Origin of the sequence: Serratia sp. CY47280, assembly GCF_052168655.1 — a bacterium.
Lineage (GTDB): Bacteria > Pseudomonadota > Gammaproteobacteria > Enterobacterales > Enterobacteriaceae > Serratia > Serratia bockelmannii.
Genome location: NZ_JBJNMG010000001.1, coordinates 1,592,540 through 1,611,495, shown reverse-complemented (window position 1 = coordinate 1,611,495; position 18,956 = coordinate 1,592,540). Strand labels below are relative to the sequence as shown.

Genomic DNA, 18,956 nt, shown 5'->3' with positions numbered 1-18,956 from the left:
CTGCAATGGCGAAAGGGAGAAAGCTTGCTTTCATCTTGCGCTGCTTACACACTCCTTGAAACGTTTCAGCGTTATCCGACCGCTTGTGGGCAGCGGGTAACGCTCCTTTTTCTCAATAAAGCTGAAACGATTCAATTCAGCAGGAGAGGAGAATCATGTTCCAGTTGTCACCGCAAGACATTCATCTGGGCGCCGCTGCCGCCGATAAGCAGGGGGCCATCCGTCAGGTGGCCGCCGCGCTGACCGAAGCCGGCTGCGTCAGCGCCGGTTACGTGGACGGCATGCTGCAGCGCGAACTGCAGACGTCCACCTATCTGGGCAACGGCATCGCCATTCCGCACGGCACCACCGATACCCGCGATCTGGTGTTGAAAACCGGCGTGCAGGTGTTCCAGTTCCCGCAGGGCATCGCGTGGGGGGAAGGCCAGACCGCCTATGTGGCGATCGGCATCGCCGCCCGTTCCGACGAGCATTTGGCACTGCTGCGTCAGCTCACCCACGTGCTGAGTGATGACAGCGTGGCGGAGCGGCTGGCGAAAACCACCTCCGCGGAAGAGCTGCGCAGCCTGTTGATGGGCGAACAGCAGAGCGCTGAATTCCAGTTCGACGTTTCGCTGATTGCGCTCGACGTCGCGGCCGACAGCCTGATGACGCTGCAGGCGCTGAACGCCGGCCGTCTGCAAAAAATCGGGGCGGTCAACGCGCAGTTCGTCAGCGATGTCATCACCCGCAGGCCGCTGAATCTGGGGCAGGGCATTTGGCTGAGCGACAGCGTTGAAGGCAACCTGGCCAGCGCGGCCACCGTCAGCCGCCCGGCGCAGGCTTTCGTGGAAGACGGCGAGCCGGTGGCGCTGCTGCTGACGGTGTCGGTCGCCGACGCGCAGCCGCTGGCGGTGCTCAACTACCTCAGCGATCTGCTGCTGGCCAACAAAGCTGAACGCTTGCTGAAGGCGGATGCCGCCGGGGTGCTGGCGCTGCTGACCAGCGACGTGGCGGAAGAGAGCAGCGTGCTGAGCGCCGAATTCGTGATCCGCAACGAGCACGGTCTGCACGCGCGGCCGGGCACGGCGCTGGTCAACGTGATCAAAAGTTTCAACAGTGACATCACCGTCACCAACCTGGACGGCAGCGGCAAGCCGGCCAACGGGCGCAGCCTGATGAAGGTGGTGGCGTTGGGCGTGAAGAAAGGGCATCACCTGCGCTTTACCGCCAATGGAGAAGATGCTGAAGCCGCGCTGAAGGCGATTGGCGAAGCGATTAATGAAGGACTGGGCGAGGGCGCAGCATGAGCAGAAGAGTAGCAACAATCACCCTGAACCCGGCGTACGATCTGGTGGGTTTCTGCCCGCAGATCGAGCGCGGGGAAGTCAACCGGGTAAAAACCGCCGGCCTGCACGCCGCCGGTAAGGGCATTAACGTCGCCAAAGTGTTGAAGGATTTAGGCATCGACGTCACCGTCGGCGGCTTTCTGGGCAAAGACAATCAGGACGGTTTCCAACTGCTGTTCAGCGATCTGGGGATCGCCAATCGCTTTCAGGTGGTGCCGGGCCGCACCCGCATCAACGTCAAGCTGACGGAAAAAGACGGCGAGGTGACCGATTTCAACTTCTCCGGCTTTGAAGTGACATCACAGGACTGGGATCGCTTCGTCAGCGACTCGCTGAGCTGGCTGGGCCAGTTCGACATGGTGGCGGTGAGCGGCAGTCTGCCGGCCGGTGTCGATCCCGACGCCTTTACCGACTGGATGACCCAGCTGCGCGCCAAGTGCCCGTGCATCATTTTCGACAGCAGCCGCGAAGCGCTGGTCGCCGGGCTGAAGGCCTCGCCGTGGCTGGTGAAGCCGAACCGCCGCGAGCTGGAAATCTGGGCCGGTCGCCCGCTGCCGACGCTGGCGGACGTGGTCGAGGCCGCGCATGCGCTGCGTGAACAGGGCATCGCCCACGTGGTCATCTCCCTCGGCGCGGAAGGCGCGCTGTGGGTTAACGCCTCCGGCGCCTGGATCGCCAAACCGCCGTCCTGTGAGGTGGTCAGCACCGTGGGCGCCGGCGATTCGATGGTCGGCGGCCTGATTTACGGCCTGCTGATGCGCGAATCCAGCGAACACACTCTGCGTCTGGCCACGGCGGTAGCGGCGCTGGCGGTCAGCCAAAGCAACGTCGGCGTGACCGATCGTCCCCAGTTGGCCGCGATGATGGCGCGCGTCGATCTGAAACCTTTCAATCAATAGCAGGAGGCAGAATGAAAACGCTGCTGATGGTAGACAGTTCGCTGGGGCAGGCCCGTGGCCACCTGGCGAAACGCATGCTGGAGCCCGCCGCGGCCAAAACTGGCCTGACGCTGGTCGAGTCACTGCAGGACGCCGAACTGGTGGTGGTGGCGGGGCAGGCTGCTCCTGCTGACGCCGGGCTGAACGGCAAATTGGTGTATGTGGGCGATGTCGAACAGGCGGTGCGGGAACCGGACGCTTTTCTGGCGCGTGCCAAGGCCGAAGCTGAAACCTATCAGGTGCCGCAGGCGGCGGCACCGGTGAAAGCCAATGGGCAAAAACGCATCGTGGCGATCACCGCTTGCCCAACCGGCGTGGCGCATACCTTTATGGCGGCTGAAGCCATTGAAAGTGAAGCCAAGAAACGCGGCTGGTGGGTGAAGGTGGAAACGCGCGGTTCCGTCGGCGCCGGCAACGCCATCACCCCGGAAGAAGTGGCGGCGGCGGATCTGGTGATCGTCGCGGCGGACATCGAAGTGGATCTGGACAAGTTTGCCGGTAAGCCGATGTATCGTACTTCCACCGGTCTGGCGCTGAAGAAAACCGCGCAGGAACTGGACAAGGCGCAGGCCGAGGCGGAGGTGTTCCAGCCGCAGCAGCGCAGCGGCGCGGCGCCGACGGCGAAAAAGAAAGAGGGCAACGGCCCGTATCGCCACCTGCTGACCGGCGTGTCCTACATGCTGCCGATGGTGGTGGCCGGCGGTCTGTGCATCGCGCTGTCGTTCGTGTTCGGCATCAAGGCGTTTGAAGTCAAAGGCACGTTGGCGGCGGCGCTGATGCAGATCGGCGGCGGCTCCGCCTTTGCGCTGATGGTGCCGGTGTTGGCCGGTTTTATCGCCTTCTCCATCGCGGATCGTCCGGGCCTGACGCCGGGCCTGATCGGCGGCATGCTGGCGGTGAGCACCGGCGCCGGGTTCCTCGGCGGCATCATCGCCGGCTTCCTGGCGGGTTATGTCGCCAAGGCGATCAGCAGCAAGCTGCGCCTGCCGCAAAGTATGGAAGCGCTGAAGCCCATCTTGATCATTCCGCTGGTCGCCAGCCTGATCACCGGCCTCATCATGATTTACGTGGTCGGCACGCCGGTGGCGAAAATCATGGAAGGTCTGACCCATTGGCTGCAATCGCTGGGCACCGCCAACGCCGTACTGCTGGGGGCAATCCTCGGCGGCATGATGTGTACCGACATGGGCGGCCCGGTGAACAAAGCGGCCTACGCGTTCGGCGTGGCGCTGCTCAGCTCTTCGGTGTATGCGCCGATGGCGGCGATCATGGCGGCGGGCATGGTGCCACCGCTGGCGATGGGTCTGGCGACGCTGCTGGCGCGCCGCAAGTTCCCGAAATCCGAACAGGAAGGCGGCAAGGCGGCGTTGGTGCTGGGGCTGTGCTTCATCACCGAAGGGGCGATTCCGTTCGCCGCCCGCGACCCGATGCGCGTGCTGCCGTGCTGCATCGCCGGCGGGGCGCTGACCGGCGCGCTGTCGATGGCCTTCGGCGCCAAACTGATGGCACCGCACGGCGGGCTGTTCGTGCTGCTGATCCCAGGCGCGATTTCGCCGGTGTTGCTGTACCTGGTGGCGATCGCCGCCGGTACGCTGCTGGCGGGCGTAGCTTATGCCCTGCTGAAACGTGCTGAGGTACCGGTTACCGCCGCAGCGTAAGCCTCGCGATACCGCAAAACGCGCAGCCCCGAGCTGCGCGTTTTTGTTTGTGCCTTAGGCAGTTAGCACGATTTACCCCTGGTCAGAAACCACAACGCTTTCTAAGCTGATAGCGCGACTTTGTTCCTGCGAACAAGCAATGACTCAAGGAGATTCATCCGTGGCTAAAAAAGTGGCGATCGTACTCACACCCGGTTTCGCCGATTGGGAATACGCGCTGATTGCCGGCGTTGGCGGCCCGTTTTATGGGCTGGAGGTGGCGTTTTTTGCGCCGCAGGCCGGAACGCTTCGCTCACAGGGCGGGCTGACGGTCGAGGTTGAAAAAAGCGTGGCCGAACTGGCGGATTGGCGCCCCGAGGTGCTGGTGGTGGTCGGCGGCACCCTGTGGGAAACCGAACGGGCGCCGGATATCCGCGCGTTGCTCAACGAGCAGTCTCAACGCGGCGCGACTCTGGCGGGCATTTGCGGCGGGACGTTGGCGTTGGCGCGGGCCGGCCTGTTGAACGGCAGGGCGCATACCTCCAACGATGCCGAGTTCTTGACGCGCAATGTTGAGGGCTACAGCGGGCAGCGCCATTACGTTGCGAGCGCCGCCGCCGTCGTGGATGACCGTGTCATTACGGCACCGGGCTCGGCGCCGGTCAGCTTTACCACCGCGGTGTTTAGGGCGGCGGGCCTGGATGAAGAAACGCTGTGTCAGTTCGGCGCCATGCTGGCGGCAGAGCACACGGTGGGGGAAACCGCTCGCGCATAGGCGAGCGGCCAAGGGAGGGTTACTGCTGTGCTTTCAGCCAGGCGATCTCTTCCGCCCAGATATCCGGGTTTACCGTTTCCAGAATCAGCGGAATATTGTCGAAGCGCGGATCGCGCATGATGTAGCTGAACACCGTTTTGCCGATGTTGCCTTCCCCCAGGCTGTGGTGGCGGTCGACGCGGCTGTTGAACTCGCTCTTGGCGTCATTCAGGTGCATGCCGCGCAGGTAGTTGAAGCCGACGATGTCGCCCAACTGCTTGAAGGTGTGCTCGCAGTCTTCTTCGGTACGCAGATCGTACCCGGCGGCGAAGGCGTGGCAGGTGTCGATGCAAACGCCGACGCGGCTCTTATCTTCCACGCCGTCGATGATCGCCGCCAGATGTTCGAATTTGAAGCCCAGGTTGCTGCCCTGGCCGGCGGTGTTCTCGATCACCGCCGTCACGCCAGCGGTTTTATCCAGCGCGATGTTGATCGATTCGGCGATGCGCGCTAGGCACTTGTCTTCATCGATTTGCAGCAGGTGGCTGCCGGGATGGAAGTTCAGCAGCGTCAGCCCCAGCTGTTCGCAGCGCTGCAGTTCGTCGATAAACGCCTCGCGCGATTTTTCCAACGCCTCGGCCACCGGGTGGCCCAGATTGATCAGGTAGCTGTCGTGCGGCAGGATCTGCCCCGGCCCGAAGCCGTACTGGGCACATGCGCTCTTGAACTTATCGATCACGTCGGCGGCCAGCGGTGCGGCCTTCCATTGACGCTGATTTTTGGTGAACAGGGCGAACGCGGTCGCCTCCAATTCGTGCGCGCGGATAACCGCCTGATCCACGCCGCCTGACGCGCTGACATGTGCACCGACAAACTTCATCTTCATTCTCCTGTGTTATCGGTGACATTATGGCATTGATGGCGGGCGGATTGAATGGCGAAAAGCGGCGGCCCGCTGAAGCGGACCGCCGAGGGGGATTACAGCAGGTGTTGCACCAGTTGGTTTATCGCGCCGCCGCCGACCAGCAGCCAGACGAACAGCAGCGTCGCCAGCAGAATCGGTTTCATCCCGGCCTGGCGCACGGCGCTGATGTGGGTGGTCAACCCCAGCGCCGCCATCGCCATCGCCAGCATCCAGGTGTCGGCGGTGATCAGATGGCGCACCAGCGCGGCCGGCAGCAGGTTGAAGGAGTTCAGCCCGGCGACCGCTATAAACAGCACGGCGAACCACGGAATGGTGATGGCGGATTTTTCCGCCTTGCCTGCACTGCCGCGGCTGATGTAGCCCGACAGCAGCAGCAGGAACGGTGCCAGCATCATCACGCGGATCATCTTGGCGATCACCGCCGCATTTTCGGCGTCCGGCCCGATGGCGTGCCCGGCGGCGACCACCTGAGCCACTTCGTGGATGGTGGAGCCGGCGTAAATGCCGAAGGTTTCCTGGCTGAACGGCAGCCACTGGAAGTGTTCATTCAACTGATACAGCCAGGGATAAACGAAAATAGCCAGGGTGCCGAATACCACCACGGTCGAGACCGCTACCGCCACTTTGCTGGAATCGGCCTTCAGCACCGGCTCGGTGGCCATCACCGCCGCCGCGCCGCAAATGCTGCTACCGGCGCCGATCAGTATCGCGGTCTGGCTGTCGATGCCGAACACTTTCTTGCCGAGCCAGCAGGCCAGCAGGAAAGTGGTGATCAGGGTCAGTGCGTCGATGATGATGCCGCTGGCGCCGACGTCGGCGATCTGCTGAAAGGTCAGCCGGAAGCCGTAAAGGATAATGCCCAGACGCAGCAGCCGCTGTTTGGCCAGCTGTACGCCGCTGTGACAAACGGTTTGCCAGCGGGGATACAGCGTGTTGCCCACCAGAATGCCGAGCAGGATCGCCAGCGTCAGCGCCCCCAGCCCCAGCTCCGCCACCCAGGGAATATCGCCGGCCCAGACGGCCAGCGCGGTGAGCGCGCCGGTCAGCGCCAGCCCCGGCACCAGCCGTGGCAGGCCAAACAGCGGAAAGCGTCGCTCGGGATAGGTGTGAGTGGTATCAGTCGCCATAAAAGTCAGTCCTTCAGTCTGTTTCTTGCTGCTAAGAGTACGTTTGGGCTGAATAAAAGAGAAATTGATTATATATTTATAACCTATCTGAATAAGTGGTATGGGATCAGGCATTGGCATAACGCCGCATTGCGGCTAGGGTGTGGAGGAGCGGCAAGCCGCCGTCAACTTTCCAACTGAACAGGAGCAGGCGATGGATACCGACGATCAACGCAGAGAGCAGATAGATCAAGAAGTGGGGCGTGCGGTGCGGCGTTTGATTGAAGAAAACAAGGCGGTCGATCGCGATCACCTGGTGGCGATGCTGCAATTAATACAGCGGGACGAAGCCGGCACGCCGCGCGAGCCGGTGCTGGCCGCGGCGGCGCAGCTGGTCGCGTTGGGCAAATAGCGCGCCGATCTGGCCGCAAACAGGGTAGCCTGGCCGGGCTGCCCACATCACCATGTTGGGTTCTCTGGCAGAACCTTCTTTCAATACCGGGACGGCTATGCATATCACGTTGCGTCAACTGGAAGTTTTCACCGAAGTGCTGAAAAGCGGTTCGACCACTCAGGCCTCGGTGGTGCTGGCGCTGTCGCAATCGGCGGTCAGCGCGGCGCTGGCGGATCTGGAGGGGCAGCTGGGGGTGCAGCTGTTCGATCGCGTCGGCAAACGGCTGGTGATCAACGAGCACGGCCGGTTGCTGTATCCCAAGGCGCTGGCGCTGCTGGAGCAGGCGGGGGAGATCGAGCAGCTGTTTCGCCATGATGGCGGGGCGCTGCGCATCGCCGCCAGCAGCACCATCGGCAACTACATGCTGCCGGAGATGATCGCCCGTTACCGCCGGGACTTTCCGGCCACGCCGCTGGAGCTGAACGTCGGCAACAGCCAGGACGTGATCGTGGCGGTGGCGGATTTTCGCGTCGATCTGGGGCTGATCGAAGGGCCTTGCCATATGCCGGAGCTGGTGACGCAGCCGTGGCTGGAGGACGAGCTGGTGGTGTTTGCCGCGCCGGACAATCCCTTGACCCACCAACCGCCGACGCTGGAGGCGCTGGCCAATGCGCCTTGGATCCTGCGCGAGCGTGGTTCGGGCACCCGCGAGGTGCTGGATCATCTGCTGTTGGCGCACCTGCCGCACTTCCAGCTGGTGATGGAACTCGGCAACTCGGAGGCGATCAAGCACGCGGTGCGGCACGGTATCGGCATCAGCTGCCTGTCGCGGCGCGTGGTGGCAGAACAGCTGGCCAGCGGCGCACTGGTAGAACTGCCGGTGCCACTGCCGCCGCTGCGGCGCACCCTGTACCTGATCCGCCATCGGCAAAAGCACATTTCCAACGCCTTGCAGCGTTTTCTCAGCTATTGCGCGCTGTAATCGACAGCGCGTCACGTCCTCTGCTGCTGCGCAGGCCGAAGAAAGCATAAAAACCTGCGCGCGCTCACATTAATGAGAGTAAGTAAGGCCATAAGGGCCGCGGCTAATAATTGCCTCTGAATTATGAAGCTATCTTATATCAGTGCAATGTTGCTAGTTCACCGGCGGGTATTTGTTACAATCCGCCCTCATTTTTTCAAAGAGCAGATAGGGTACGAATGGCTCAGCAGGATATAAAAACATCGGGGCAGCAAGCACCCGGATTGCGCCGCGAGCTGAAAGCCCGGCATTTGACCATGATCGCCATCGGCGGCTCCATCGGCACCGGCCTGTTTGTGGCCTCGGGGGCCACGGTTTCTCAGGCAGGCCCCGGCGGGGCGCTGCTGTCTTACGCTCTGATCGGTTTGATGGTGTACTTCCTGATGACCAGCCTGGGCGAACTGGCGGCCTTTATGCCGGTCTCCGGTTCATTCTCCACTTACGGCGCCAAATACGTGGAAGAAGGCTTCGGCTTCGCGCTGGGCTGGAACTACTGGTACAACTGGGCGGTGACCATCGCCGTTGACCTGGTGGCCTCGCAGTTGGTGATGAACTACTGGTTCCCGGACACCCCTGGTTGGATCTGGAGCGCCCTGTTCCTCGGCCTGATGTTCCTGCTGAACTACATTTCGGTGAAAGGGTTCGGCGAGGCGGAATACTGGTTCGCGTTAATCAAGGTCAGCACGGTGATTATCTTCATCGCCGTCGGTGTGCTGATGATCGTCGGCATTCTGAAGGGCGGCGAGCATGCCGGCTGGCAGAACTGGACGGTAGGAGACGCGCCGTTTGCCGGCGGCTTCTCGGCGATGATCGGCGTGGCCATGATCGTCGGCTTCTCGTTCCAGGGCACCGAGCTCATCGGTATCGCGGCCGGCGAATCGGAGAATCCGGGTAAAAACATCCCGCGCGCAGTGCGTCAGGTGTTCTGGCGTATCCTGCTGTTCTATATCTTCGCCATTCTGATCATCAGCCTGATCATTCCGTACACCGATCCGAGCCTGCTGCGCAACGACGTGAAAGACATCAGCGTCAGCCCGTTCACCCTGGTGTTCCAGCATGCCGGCCTGTTGTCGGCGGCGGCGGTGATGAACGCGGTGATCCTGACGGCTGTGCTGTCGGCCGGTAACTCGGGCATGTACGCATCGACCCGCATGCTGTACACCCTGGCATCGGAAGGCAAGGCGCCGCGCATTTTCGCCAAGCTGTCGAAAGGCGGCGTGCCGCGTAACGCGCTGTATGCGACCTGCGTGGTGGCCGGCCTGTGCTTCCTGACGTCAATGTTCGGCAACCAGTCGGTTTACCTGTGGCTGCTCAATACCTCGGGCATGACCGGTTTCATCGCCTGGTTGGGCATCGCTATCAGCCACTACCGTTTCCGTCGCGGTTACATGCTGCAGGGGCGCGATCTGAACGATTTGCCGTACCGTTCCGGGTTCTTCCCACTGGGGCCGATCTTCGCCTTCGTGCTGTGCCTGATCATTACCCTGGGCCAGAACTACCAGGCCTTCCTGCAAGATAAGATCGACTGGTATGGCGTGACCGCGACCTACATCGGCATTCCATTGTTCCTGCTGATCTGGTTCGGTTACAAGCTGTCGCAAGGCACCCGTGTCGTGAAGTACAGCGAAATGGAATTCCCGAAGATGGACGTGAAGTAATTTTCGGTGAGTGATACGCGGCGGGGGTTCCCGCCGCGTTTGGCTTTACTTTTTCCCGCCTTTGGCTTCCGCCAGCGCCTGCTGCGCCGAACTCATCAAATCTTCCACCGTCGCATAATGCTGCGTCAGCGCCACAATGCCAGCGTTGAGCTGCATGTTCACCTCGCCGAACGCGCCAAAATCGTAAGGTGCCTCCAGCGGCGGCACGATGCGCGCCAGGAATTCGCTTTCCGCGCCGTAGGGCAGATCGTGCACCAGAATCAAAAACAGGCCGCCGGTATAGCGGCAGACGTAGTCGCTCGGGCGGATCAGCGTCTTGAGACGCTCGCCGACGGTGCGCAGTACGTCGTCGCCGATCTGGACGCCGTGGCTTTGGTAGAGCGCCGCCAGCGGACCAAACTCAAGAATGAACAGGTGAGAGATCGTCTGTGCCGCTGCGGGGCGGCAGATGCTGCGCATCACCACCTCGCCGCCCGCTCGGTTGAGGAAGCCGGTCAGGCGATCGCGGTGCGACGCCTGCTGCTTCTCCCAGGCCAGCGTGACGTGCTGCACCAGTTGGCGGTGGTAGCGCGCGATCATACCGTGGGCCAGCACCAACCACAGCGGCGCGAGGTCCGCCAGGACAAACAGATTTTGCACGCGCGACAGCGGTGCCGCCAGCAGGTAAGGCAGCGTCAGCGCGATCACCTCAAGCAGCGCGAAGCGTGGCGCGGCGGCGTGGCGCTGCATCAGCCAGCAGGCCAGAGCGGTGATGGTGAGGCCGGCGAAAAGTATTAAAACGAAGCGGCCCGACAGCATCGCCAGCGCGGCGCTGGCGCCGACCAGCAGCGTCCACAGCAACACTGTCACCAGCATGGCGTCCGGCCAGGCGGGTTGACGCCGGCGCGCCAGCCAGGCTCGCCCGGAGGTCAACAGCAGCAACAGCAGCAGCAGGCCGATACCGACCAGCGGTCGGTTCAGCCAGGCGTACCCCACCAACAGCGCGACCGGCCCTGCGGCATTCAGCCAGGGAGTGAGAGGAGAGGGCGTCAGCGTGAGACGCAGCTGGCGTTGAAACGGCTCGTCATCGGCCTGCAGCGGGCTGTATAACAGCCAGTTCAGCAGCGCCGGGCGTTTGGGCGTTGTCGCCGGAGATGGACTTCTCATTACAGCCTCGTCAATAAGGCCGCTCTTGCGGCGGCCTGAAGGTTTTTTGCACGCGCGGTGCTGTGGCTTTGGATTCTATGTGGTTTTGCCGTTATTTGTCAGAGTCTGGTCGGATCAGGGATCACTTTCAGAATAATGAACCTACTGGCCGCTGGCGGGGGTAAGCGTGGTGGTTTGAAAAATGGCGTGTAAAAACAAATTGTTACATTTCGATAACGCTGTTTTCACCGATTGATATGATTGATAAGTATTATCGTTTGCTTTATTGTGGACGGCTGCGCGCAGGCTGCTGCCGCACACTTTCCGGTTCACGGCGGACGCCTTCGCGCCGCTGTCATGATGGTTGTAACAGGTATCTTAACGAATGAGCGTATCCACCGATCCCATGACTGACGCCAAGGGGCAACCCAACGCCGGCGTGATGGGGCGTTATCAGCATATTCTTCGCCATCGCCTGATGATGATGGGCGTGTTGGCACTGGCGATCCTGGGCTCGCTGCTGCTGGATTTCACCATGGGGCCGTCCGGCCTGTCGCTGTCGTCCTTATGGCAGACGCTGCTTGACCCCGCCGCGGCCGATGCCGGCACGAGGGTGATCGTCTGGGACATCCGATTGCCTTACGCGCTGATGGCGGTGGTGGTGGGCTTTGCGCTCGGCCTGGCCGGGGCGGAGATGCAGACCATCCTGAATAACCCGCTGGCCAGCCCCTTTACCCTCGGGGTCTCTTCCGCCGCGGCCTTTGGCGCCGCGTTGGCGATCGTGCTTGGCATCGGCATTCCGGGGATTCCCGACCAGTGGTTCATCTCCGCCAACGCCTTTATCTTCGCGCTGTTCGCTGCGCTGATGCTCGACGGCATCACGCGCTGGACGCGGGTCGCCACCTCCGGCGTGGTGCTGTTCGGCATCGCGCTGGTGTTTACCTTCAACGCGCTGGTCTCGATGATGCAATTCATCGCCAGCGAGGACACGCTGCAGGGGCTGGTGTTCTGGACCATGGGCAGCCTGGCGCGCGCCTCGTGGGACAAACTGGGCATTCTGTTCGGGGTGTTCGCCGTGCTGCTGCCGCTGTCGATGATGAGCTCGTGGAAACTGACCGCGCTGCGTCTGGGTGAAGACCGGGCGGTGAGCTTCGGCATCGACGTGCGTCGGCTGCGTTTGACCACGCTGCTGCGCATCAGCATGCTCTCGGCGCTGGCGGTGGCGTTCGTCGGGCCGATCGGCTTTATCGGTCTGGTGGCGCCGCACATCGCCCGCATGATCTTCGGCGAAGATCACCGTTTCTACCTGCCGGCCAGTGCGCTGATTGGCGCGCTGGTGTTGTCGATGGCCTCGGTGGCGTCGAAAAACCTGGTGCCTGGGGTAATCATCCCGGTGGGGATCGTCACGTCGCTGGTCGGGGTGCCGTTCTTCCTGAGCATTATTCTGCGCCACCGGGGGAACGTATGAGCCAGGGTTTACGGATAGAAAACTTCTCGGCGGGTTACCCGAAACGCCAGGTGATCGACAATCTCTCGGTGCCGATGCTGCCGCGCGGGCAAATCACCGTGCTGCTGGGGCCGAATGGCAGCGGCAAATCGACGCTGCTGCGCTCGCTGGCCGGGCTGAACCCGGCGCAGGGCAAGCTGTGGCTGGACGACGGCGATCTGATGCAGATGCCGTTCGCCCGTCGGGCGGAGAAAGTGGTGTACCTGCCGCAGTCGCTGCCCGCCGGAGTGCATCTGCACGTGCTGGAGTCGATCATCGTGGCGCAGCGCGCCTCGGGCGGCCGCAGCAACGCCGGCAGCGAAGCGGAAGTGATGGCTTTGCTGGAACAGCTGGGCATCGCCCACCTGGCGCTGAGCTATCTCGATCAGCTGTCCGGCGGCCAGAAACAGCTGGTGGGGTTGGCGCAGTCGCTGATCCGTCAGCCGTCGCTGCTGCTGCTGGATGAGCCGCTGAGCGCGCTCGATCTCAACTACCAGTTCCACGTGATGGATTTGGTGCGCCGCGAAACCCGCAAGCGCAATATCGTGACGGTGGTGGTGGTGCATGACATCAACATCGCGCTGCGTCACGGCGACCACGTGCTGATGCTGCAGGATGGCGATCTGATCGCCGATGGCGCGCCGGATCAGGTGATTACGCCGCAGAGCCTGGCGCGGGTCTACGGCGTGCGCGGGCGCATCGAGCGTTGCTCGCAGGGCACGCCGCAGGTGCTGATAGACGGTCTGGTGAACCAGCCGACGATTTAACCCAAGAAAAAGCCCGGCATCGCCGGGCTTTCTTTATCGCGCAGCGTGGTTCAGGGCCTCGCTCACGCGTTCGACGACGTGCTGGGCGGTAACGATGCCGCCGGACAGATACACCTCGGCTGCCGGCAGGTAGACCACCTGGCCTTTTTTCACCGCCGTGGTTTTCTTCAGCGCGGTGCCGGTGAGGATTTTCTGCGGTGCCACCGCGTTCGGCCGCCCGGTCGCGGCGTCTCTGTCGATGACGAACAGCCAGTCCGGATTCAGTTTGGCGACCTGCTCAGGCGTCAGCTTGTTGCCGCGCACGTCTTTTTCGTCGGACTGCAGCGCGGACGAGAAGCCGAGGGCGTCATAGACGAAGCTGAAACGGCTCTTGGGCGCGTAAGCGCTGATCTTGCCGCCGGAGAACAGCACCACCAGCCCTCGCCCGGCCTGGGTGGCCTGTGGTTTGACTGCGGCGATCTGCGCATCCAGCTTATCGATCGCCGCCTGCGCCTGTTGCTGCTTATCGAACAGCTCGCCCAGCTGCAGGGTGCGCTGTTTCAGGCTGCCCAACTGATCCTGCTGATCGACGGACATGTTCAACGTCGGTGCCAGCGCGTTCAGCTCGTCATAGGCTTTGGACGCCCGGCCGGCGATCAGGATCAGGTCCGGCTTGGCGGCGCGCAGCACGGCCATATCCGGTTCGAACAGGGTGCCGGCATTGAGGTATTTGTCATCCTGATAGCGCTTCAGGCTATCCGGCAAGTTCTTGCGGTTGCCGGGCAGCGCCAGCGGTTCGACGCCCAGCAGCTGCAGCGTTTCCAGAGACGCGTAATCCAGCACCACGATGCGCTGCGGGTGCTTCTTCACCTCGGTGCTGCCGTTCAGGTGCTGGACGTTGACGGTGGCCGGAGTAGCGGCTATCGGCGTATCGGTTTTGCTGTGGCAACCCGCCAGCGCCATCGCGGCCAGCAGGGCGATCATCAGGGGGGAGCGGCGTAATCTCATGGAGCTTCCTCACGGTGATGGAATGAAAAGGGCGCGCAGCGCGCGCCCAGGGGCATCAGAAGTTGTAGGTCATGCCGACGGTGTAACGGCGGCCGTCCAGCGTGGTGCGGTAGTGATCGTAATCCACGGTTTTGTCGAGGATGTTGTAAACCCCGCCGGTCAACTGCAGGTTTTTCGCCGCCTGATAGCTCAGGCCCGCATCGACGAAGGTGTAGGACGGCGTGCTGGTCTCCATCGACGTGCGGCTCAGGTAGTCTGAGGTGCGGCTGCGGAAGTTAACGCGCGACCACAGGCTGAGGTCCTGCGTGGCCTGCCAGTCCAGCACGGTGTTGAGCATATGCTTCGGCATCTGGTTGAGCGCCTTGCCCTGGAACTCGCCGCTCTTCTGCTCGGAAGCGGTGTAGGTGTAGTTGGTGTTCCACTTCCAGTCTTTGTTGATCTGCCAGCCGAAGGTGGCTTCTACGCCGCGCATATTGGCTTTGTCGACGTTGACGCGATCGCTGATAAAGTCATAGACCTCGTTGCCGATCTTGCAGTCCGGCGTGTCTTCGCAGCGGCGGACTTCGGTGATCTTGTTCTTGAAATCGGTGTTGAAGACGGTCACGCCGGCGTTGACGCCTTTCAGGCTATCCCACATCAGGCCGATCTCTTCGCTCAGGCTCTTCTCCGGCTGCAGATCCGGGTTGCCGACGATGATGCCGTTACGCACGCCGCCACCGGTGACCTGGCCCCAGCTGGCGGAGGATTGGCGCAGATCCGGCGAACGGTAGCCGGCGGAGACGCCGCCTTTCATCGTCCACTGCTCGGTCAGGTGCCAGACGCCGTACATGCGCGGCGACCAGTGGCTGCCGAAGTTCTGATCGCGGTCCATACGGATGCCGCTGGTCAGGCTGAAGTCGTTGGTCAGCGCCCATTCGTCTTCGGCGAACAGCGCCCAGCTCCAGCGCGTCAGCTGGTTGACGTCTTTCGCCGAGCTCAGCTGGTTGCCGCTGTCGCCCAGTTTCTCATAGCGGTATTGGCCGCCGAGGTTCAGCATGTGGGAACCCAGCTCGAACTGGTTCTGGGTGTTGAAGATGGTGTTGTACATCTTCATCTTACGGCCCGGGTTGTTGGTCTCTTCCCGCTGAACGTAGCTGGTTGAGTTACCGAAGTCGTAATAACCGTTGTGGGTCAGCGAGTAGTTGGTGCGGGTGTAGAGATCTTCGCTGCGAGAGGTAGGTTTGCACTTGCCTTTGCTGCAGCGCTCCGCCACCACCGATTTGCCCGGCGTGCTGTTACGATCCTGCAGCGAGCGGCCGATTTCGAAGTCGAATTCGTTCTTCTCGTCCGGTGTCAGAGTGAACACCGCGGTGCCGCTGCGCATGCGCTGTTCGTTGTAACCGTTGGCGATTTTATCTTCGGCGCGGCGCGACAGCAGGCCGTTGACCCGCACGCCGAGCAGGCCTTCAATCAGCGGGCCGGAGGCGTAGGCGTTGGTCTGGAACAGATCGCCGGAATCGCGGTTTTCCTGAAGGGTGGCGTCGCCGTGTAGCGAGCCTTTCCACTCGGTGCGGGAAGTCTTGCGGGTGATGACGTTGATCACGCCGCCCATGGCGTCGGAACCGTACAGCGAAGACATCGGGCCGCGCACCACTTCGATGCGCTCGATGGCTTCCATCGGCGGCAGCCAGCCCTGTTCGATGCCGGCGTTGTCGCTGTTCGGACGGGTTCCGCGGGTGTCAACGCGCTTGCCGTCCACCAGGATCAGCGTGTACTTGGAGGACATGCCGCGGATGCTGATGTCGCTGCTGCTGGCGCCGCCGGTGACCACCACGCCAGGCACGTCTTTCAGCGCGTCGGTCACGTCGCGATAGGCCTTGTCTTCGATCTGCTGGCGCGGGATCACCGAGATGGACGCGGCGGAGTCCTGAATTTTTTGCTGGAAGCCGGAGGCGGTGACGACCATGGTGTCCTGGGTGTCGTCCTGCGGCGCGGCCAGTGCGGCGGTGGCGCTGAGTGAGGCAATCACCAGAGCGGCGAGCTTGCTGTAACGTGGCGTTTCCATGAGGTGAACCTTTCCTGGATTGAAGTGAAAGTAATTAACCAATTGAATTTCTAATGAAATTATTCATCGTTCGCTGAGAAATACTTCGCTTCGTCAGCGTTGCGTGAGGGTATTGTAAGGATTTTTTACTGAATGTAAACGCTAATGATAATTCATATCATTTGTATGCTTGTTCTACTGACGGGAAAGGGTAACCGGATGAATTAAAGGGAAAAGCGGCGCAGCGGGCGTGCGCCGGGGAGGATCAGCGTTTCTGGATGTAGGTGATGGCCAGCGCCAGCGCCAGCACCAGGCCTTTGATAATATCCATGGCGTAGTAGGGCACCGACAGCATCACCAGGCCGTTTTGCAGCACGCCGAGGATCACTGCGCCGATCAGGGTGCCGAGCGCATTGGGTTTGCCGGAGCCCGCCAGCGAGAAACCGATATAGGCCGCTGCCACCGCGTCCATCAGATAGCCGCCGCCGGCATTGACCTGCGAAGAGCCGATACGTGACGCCAGCAAGATGCCGCCAAGCGCCGCCAGCCAGGAAGAAATGACGTAAGCGGCAACCCTGTAACGTACGGTGCGGATACCCGACAGACGCGCAGCCTCGGGGTTGCCGCCGATGGCGTACATCCGGCGGCCGTGCTTGGTCAACGAGAGGAACAGCTGTACCGCCACGGTGACCGCCAACATGATCAGCACGATCACCGGCACCTGGCCGAGGGCGGAAAACACCTCTGGGATCAGGCCTTCCGCCATGTCGCCATTCGGCAGCACCATGTTTTGGGTGATGGAGCCGCCGTAGCTGTAGGTCATCGCTACGCCCTGGATCACGAACAGGCTGGCCAGCGTCGCCAGCATGTCGGGAATTCTGAACACCACGATCAGCAGGGCGTTGAACAGGCCGACCAGCGTGCACAGCAGCAGCGTCACCACGATGGCGCCGGTGGTGCCGAACCCGTGCCAGACGAACAGTGAAATCACCAGCGCGTTGGCCAGCGAGGCGGTCGAGCCGACCGACAGATCGAAACCGCCGACCGACAGCGAGATAGAGACGCCGATGGCGATCACCGTCACGATGGCGATCGAACGCAGGATATTGATGATGTTATTGGCATCGAGAAAGTTGTCCGACGCCAGGCCAAACAGGGCGATCAGCGCCGCGACGGTCAGCAGCATGCCCCACTTGTAGAGGAAATCAAACAGCTGTTGGCGCCAGGGCAGCGCAGGCCGCAAGGCAAATTCTTTACTCACGCAGGGGTTCCTCCGGTGGAATAGAGCAATAAGGTTTCTTCGTCGATGTCGGCGGCGTTCAACTCCGCCACGATGCGGCCGTCCCACAGCACGCAGATGCGATCGCACAGGCCAATCAGCTCGGCGAACTCGCCGGAGGCGTAAATCACGCCTTTGCCGGCGTGAGCCAGGCCGTCGATCAGGCTGAACAGCTCCTGCTTGGCCTTGATGTCCACGCCCTTGGTCGGCTCATCGAAGATCAGCACCTCGGCGTTGCCGCGCAGCCACTTGCCGATCGCCACTTTTTGCTGATTGCCGCCGGACAGGCGCGCCAGCCGCTGTTGCGGGCCGGAGGCGCGAATGTTCAGACTCTGCATGATCTCGCGCGCCCAGCGCAGCTCTTGCCGCCGGCTGAACAGGCTCCAGCGCGAGAAGCTGTCGTCGGCGCTGACGCTCAGGTTCATCGGGATCGCCTCATCGATAAAAATGCCTTCTTTGCGGCGCTCTTCCGGCACCAGCGCCAATCCTTGTTCGACCGACAGGTGCGGCGCGCGTGGCGCCCAGGGCTGCCCGCGCAGTTCGCCGCGCTCGAGCTGCACGGTGCTGGCGCCGAACAATGCCTTGCACAGTTCGGTTTTGCCCGCTCCGGCCAGCCCGGCGATGCCGAGGATCTCTCCTTCATGCAGCCGCAGCGAAACGTCGCGCAGCTTATGGCGATCGCGCAAGCCCTCCACCTGCAGCAGCTTACGCCCAGCGTGCGGCGGGCGCGGCGGCGGGAAAATGTCGTCCAGCCGGTGGCCGAGCATTTTCTCGACGATCTGTTCGCCGCTCAGCCCGCGCATGGCGTCTTCGCTGACGCGCCGCCCGTCGCGCAGCACCGTCAGCCGATCGCAAATGTCGCTCAGTTCGTGGATGCGGTGAGAAATGAACACGATGCCGATGCCTTCGGATTGCAGGCGGCGCACCACGTTGAACAGGCGCTCGCTCTCGGCGCGATCGAGCGGCGCGGTCGGTTCATCGAGCACCAAAAAACGGCAGCGGTGCGACAGCGCGCGCGCCAGCAGCACCTGCTGTTTTTCCGCCAGCGTGCAGTCCGCCAGGCGTCTGCGCGGGTTGAGCGGCAGCGCCCATTGCTGCAGCAGCTGCGCGGCGCGGCGGTGCAGTTCCGCCCAGTTCAGCCAGTGGCCCGGTTCGTTCAGCCAGTCCAGCATGATGTTTTCCGCCACCGACAGCGTGGGGATCAGCGCGACGTCGACCTCTTGCTGTACCACGTGGATGCCGTGGCGGCGCGCCTGCAGCGGGGAATGAATTTCCACTGCCCGGCCGTCGATCAGGATCTCGCCGCGGTAGTGATCGTGGGCGCCGGAGAGGATCGCCATCAGTGTCGACTTGCCCGCGCCATTGGCGCCGACCAGCGCATGGATTGAACCGCCCTGCAGCGTGAAGTCCACGTCCTGCAGCGCGTTGAAGCCGGCGAAGGCGATCGAGATATTGCGCATCTCGAGGCGTGAAGGCGTTGCGGTTGACATAGGGTAGTAAGGCCGTTTAGATGTTTAGATGGCTGTTT

The 18,956-nt window shown here is 62.3% G+C and carries 16 protein-coding genes; 9 read left to right on the top strand and 7 right to left on the bottom strand.

Features of this window, described 5'->3' with window-relative positions; genetic code table 11:
- Positions 1–155 precede the first annotated feature (155 nt).
- The 4 genes from fruB to ACJ8J4_RS07805 all read left to right on the top strand — a co-directional run bounded on the left by fruB (position 156) and on the right by ACJ8J4_RS07805 (position 4,678).
- On the top strand, positions 156–1,289 hold the full coding sequence (gene fruB / locus ACJ8J4_RS07820) for a fused PTS fructose transporter subunit IIA/HPr protein (protein ID WP_025303543.1): 1,134 nt from the start codon (positions 156–158) through the stop codon (positions 1,287–1,289).
- A complete protein-coding gene (fruK, locus tag ACJ8J4_RS07815) occupies positions 1,286–2,227 on the top strand; it encodes a 1-phosphofructokinase (protein WP_043136417.1) in 942 nt (313 codons plus the stop codon). The genes fruB and fruK overlap by 4 nt, the downstream gene beginning before the upstream one ends.
- 11 nt (positions 2,228–2,238) lie before the next feature.
- Positions 2,239–3,924: a PTS fructose transporter subunit IIBC gene (gene fruA, locus ACJ8J4_RS07810; RefSeq protein ID WP_089196088.1), complete on the top strand. Its 1,686-nt coding sequence runs from the start codon at positions 2,239–2,241 to the stop codon at positions 3,922–3,924.
- 160 nt (positions 3,925–4,084) lie between these two features.
- Positions 4,085–4,678, top strand: coding sequence for a DJ-1/PfpI family protein (locus ACJ8J4_RS07805; protein WP_080350738.1), 594 nt, complete (start codon positions 4,085–4,087; stop codon positions 4,676–4,678).
- Between the two features lie 19 nt (positions 4,679–4,697).
- On the opposite strand, the gene nfo is transcribed toward ACJ8J4_RS07805, so the two are convergent.
- Together nfo and ACJ8J4_RS07795 are read right to left on the bottom strand one after the other, a co-directional pair.
- Positions 4,698–5,537, bottom strand: a complete 840-nt coding sequence (gene nfo, locus ACJ8J4_RS07800) for a deoxyribonuclease IV (protein ID WP_049205268.1) — start codon at positions 5,535–5,537, stop codon at positions 4,698–4,700.
- 98 nt (positions 5,538–5,635) lie between these two features.
- Positions 5,636–6,709: a YeiH family protein gene (locus ACJ8J4_RS07795; protein WP_049294862.1), complete on the bottom strand. Its 1,074-nt coding sequence runs from the start codon at positions 6,707–6,709 to the stop codon at positions 5,636–5,638.
- A gap of 193 nt (positions 6,710–6,902) precedes the next feature.
- On the opposite strand from ACJ8J4_RS07795, the gene ACJ8J4_RS07790 reads away from it, so the two are divergent.
- From ACJ8J4_RS07790 to ACJ8J4_RS07780, 3 genes are all read left to right on the top strand, one after another.
- Positions 6,903–7,100 carry a hypothetical protein gene (locus ACJ8J4_RS07790; RefSeq protein ID WP_193403053.1) on the top strand — a complete coding sequence of 66 codons (198 nt, stop codon included), beginning with the start codon at positions 6,903–6,905 and terminating at the stop codon, positions 7,098–7,100.
- A 97-nt stretch (positions 7,101–7,197) separates the two neighbouring features.
- The gene (gene yieE, locus ACJ8J4_RS07785; RefSeq protein ID WP_025303536.1) at positions 7,198–8,064 is read left to right on the top strand and encodes a DNA-binding transcriptional regulator YeiE; all 867 of its coding nucleotides are present in this window, start codon (positions 7,198–7,200) and stop codon (positions 8,062–8,064) included.
- Between the two features lie 218 nt (positions 8,065–8,282).
- Entirely contained in the window at positions 8,283–9,761 is a 1,479-nt protein-coding gene (locus ACJ8J4_RS07780; RefSeq protein ID WP_025303535.1) for an amino acid permease, read from the top strand.
- A 45-nt stretch (positions 9,762–9,806) separates the two neighbouring features.
- On the opposite strand, the gene ACJ8J4_RS07775 is transcribed toward ACJ8J4_RS07780, so the two are convergent.
- On the bottom strand, positions 9,807–10,907 hold the full coding sequence (locus ACJ8J4_RS07775; RefSeq protein ID WP_151428914.1) for a GGDEF domain-containing protein: 1,101 nt from the start codon (positions 10,905–10,907) through the stop codon (positions 9,807–9,809).
- Positions 10,908–11,271: 364 nt separating this feature from the next.
- On the opposite strand from ACJ8J4_RS07775, the gene ACJ8J4_RS07770 reads away from it, so the two are divergent.
- Entirely contained in the window at positions 11,272–12,354 is a 1,083-nt protein-coding gene (locus ACJ8J4_RS07770; RefSeq protein WP_049205273.1) for a FecCD family ABC transporter permease, read from the top strand.
- Positions 12,351–13,139 carry an ABC transporter ATP-binding protein gene (locus ACJ8J4_RS07765; protein ID WP_004935663.1) on the top strand — a complete coding sequence of 263 codons (789 nt, stop codon included), beginning with the start codon at positions 12,351–12,353 and terminating at the stop codon, positions 13,137–13,139. The genes ACJ8J4_RS07770 and ACJ8J4_RS07765 overlap by 4 nt, the downstream gene beginning before the upstream one ends.
- 33 nt (positions 13,140–13,172) lie before the next feature.
- Here the strand turns inward: ACJ8J4_RS07765 and ACJ8J4_RS07760 are convergent, their stop codons facing one another.
- From ACJ8J4_RS07760 to ACJ8J4_RS07745, 4 genes are all read right to left on the bottom strand, one after another.
- Positions 13,173–14,126 carry a siderophore ABC transporter substrate-binding protein gene (locus tag ACJ8J4_RS07760; RefSeq protein WP_049205275.1) on the bottom strand — a complete coding sequence of 318 codons (954 nt, stop codon included), beginning with the start codon at positions 14,124–14,126 and terminating at the stop codon, positions 13,173–13,175.
- 55 nt (positions 14,127–14,181) lie between these two features.
- Positions 14,182–16,170 carry a ligand-gated channel protein gene (locus ACJ8J4_RS07755; RefSeq protein WP_049205277.1) on the bottom strand — a complete coding sequence of 663 codons (1,989 nt, stop codon included), beginning with the start codon at positions 16,168–16,170 and terminating at the stop codon, positions 14,182–14,184.
- Positions 16,171–16,414: 244 nt separating this feature from the next.
- Positions 16,415–17,410: an ABC transporter permease gene (locus tag ACJ8J4_RS07750; protein ID WP_016926998.1), complete on the bottom strand. Its 996-nt coding sequence runs from the start codon at positions 17,408–17,410 to the stop codon at positions 16,415–16,417.
- Positions 17,407–18,918 (bottom strand): sugar ABC transporter ATP-binding protein, encoded by a 1,512-nt coding sequence (locus tag ACJ8J4_RS07745; RefSeq protein ID WP_197832523.1) that lies wholly within the window; start codon positions 18,916–18,918, stop codon positions 17,407–17,409. The genes ACJ8J4_RS07750 and ACJ8J4_RS07745 overlap by 4 nt, the downstream gene beginning before the upstream one ends.
- Positions 18,919–18,956 lie beyond the last annotated feature (38 nt).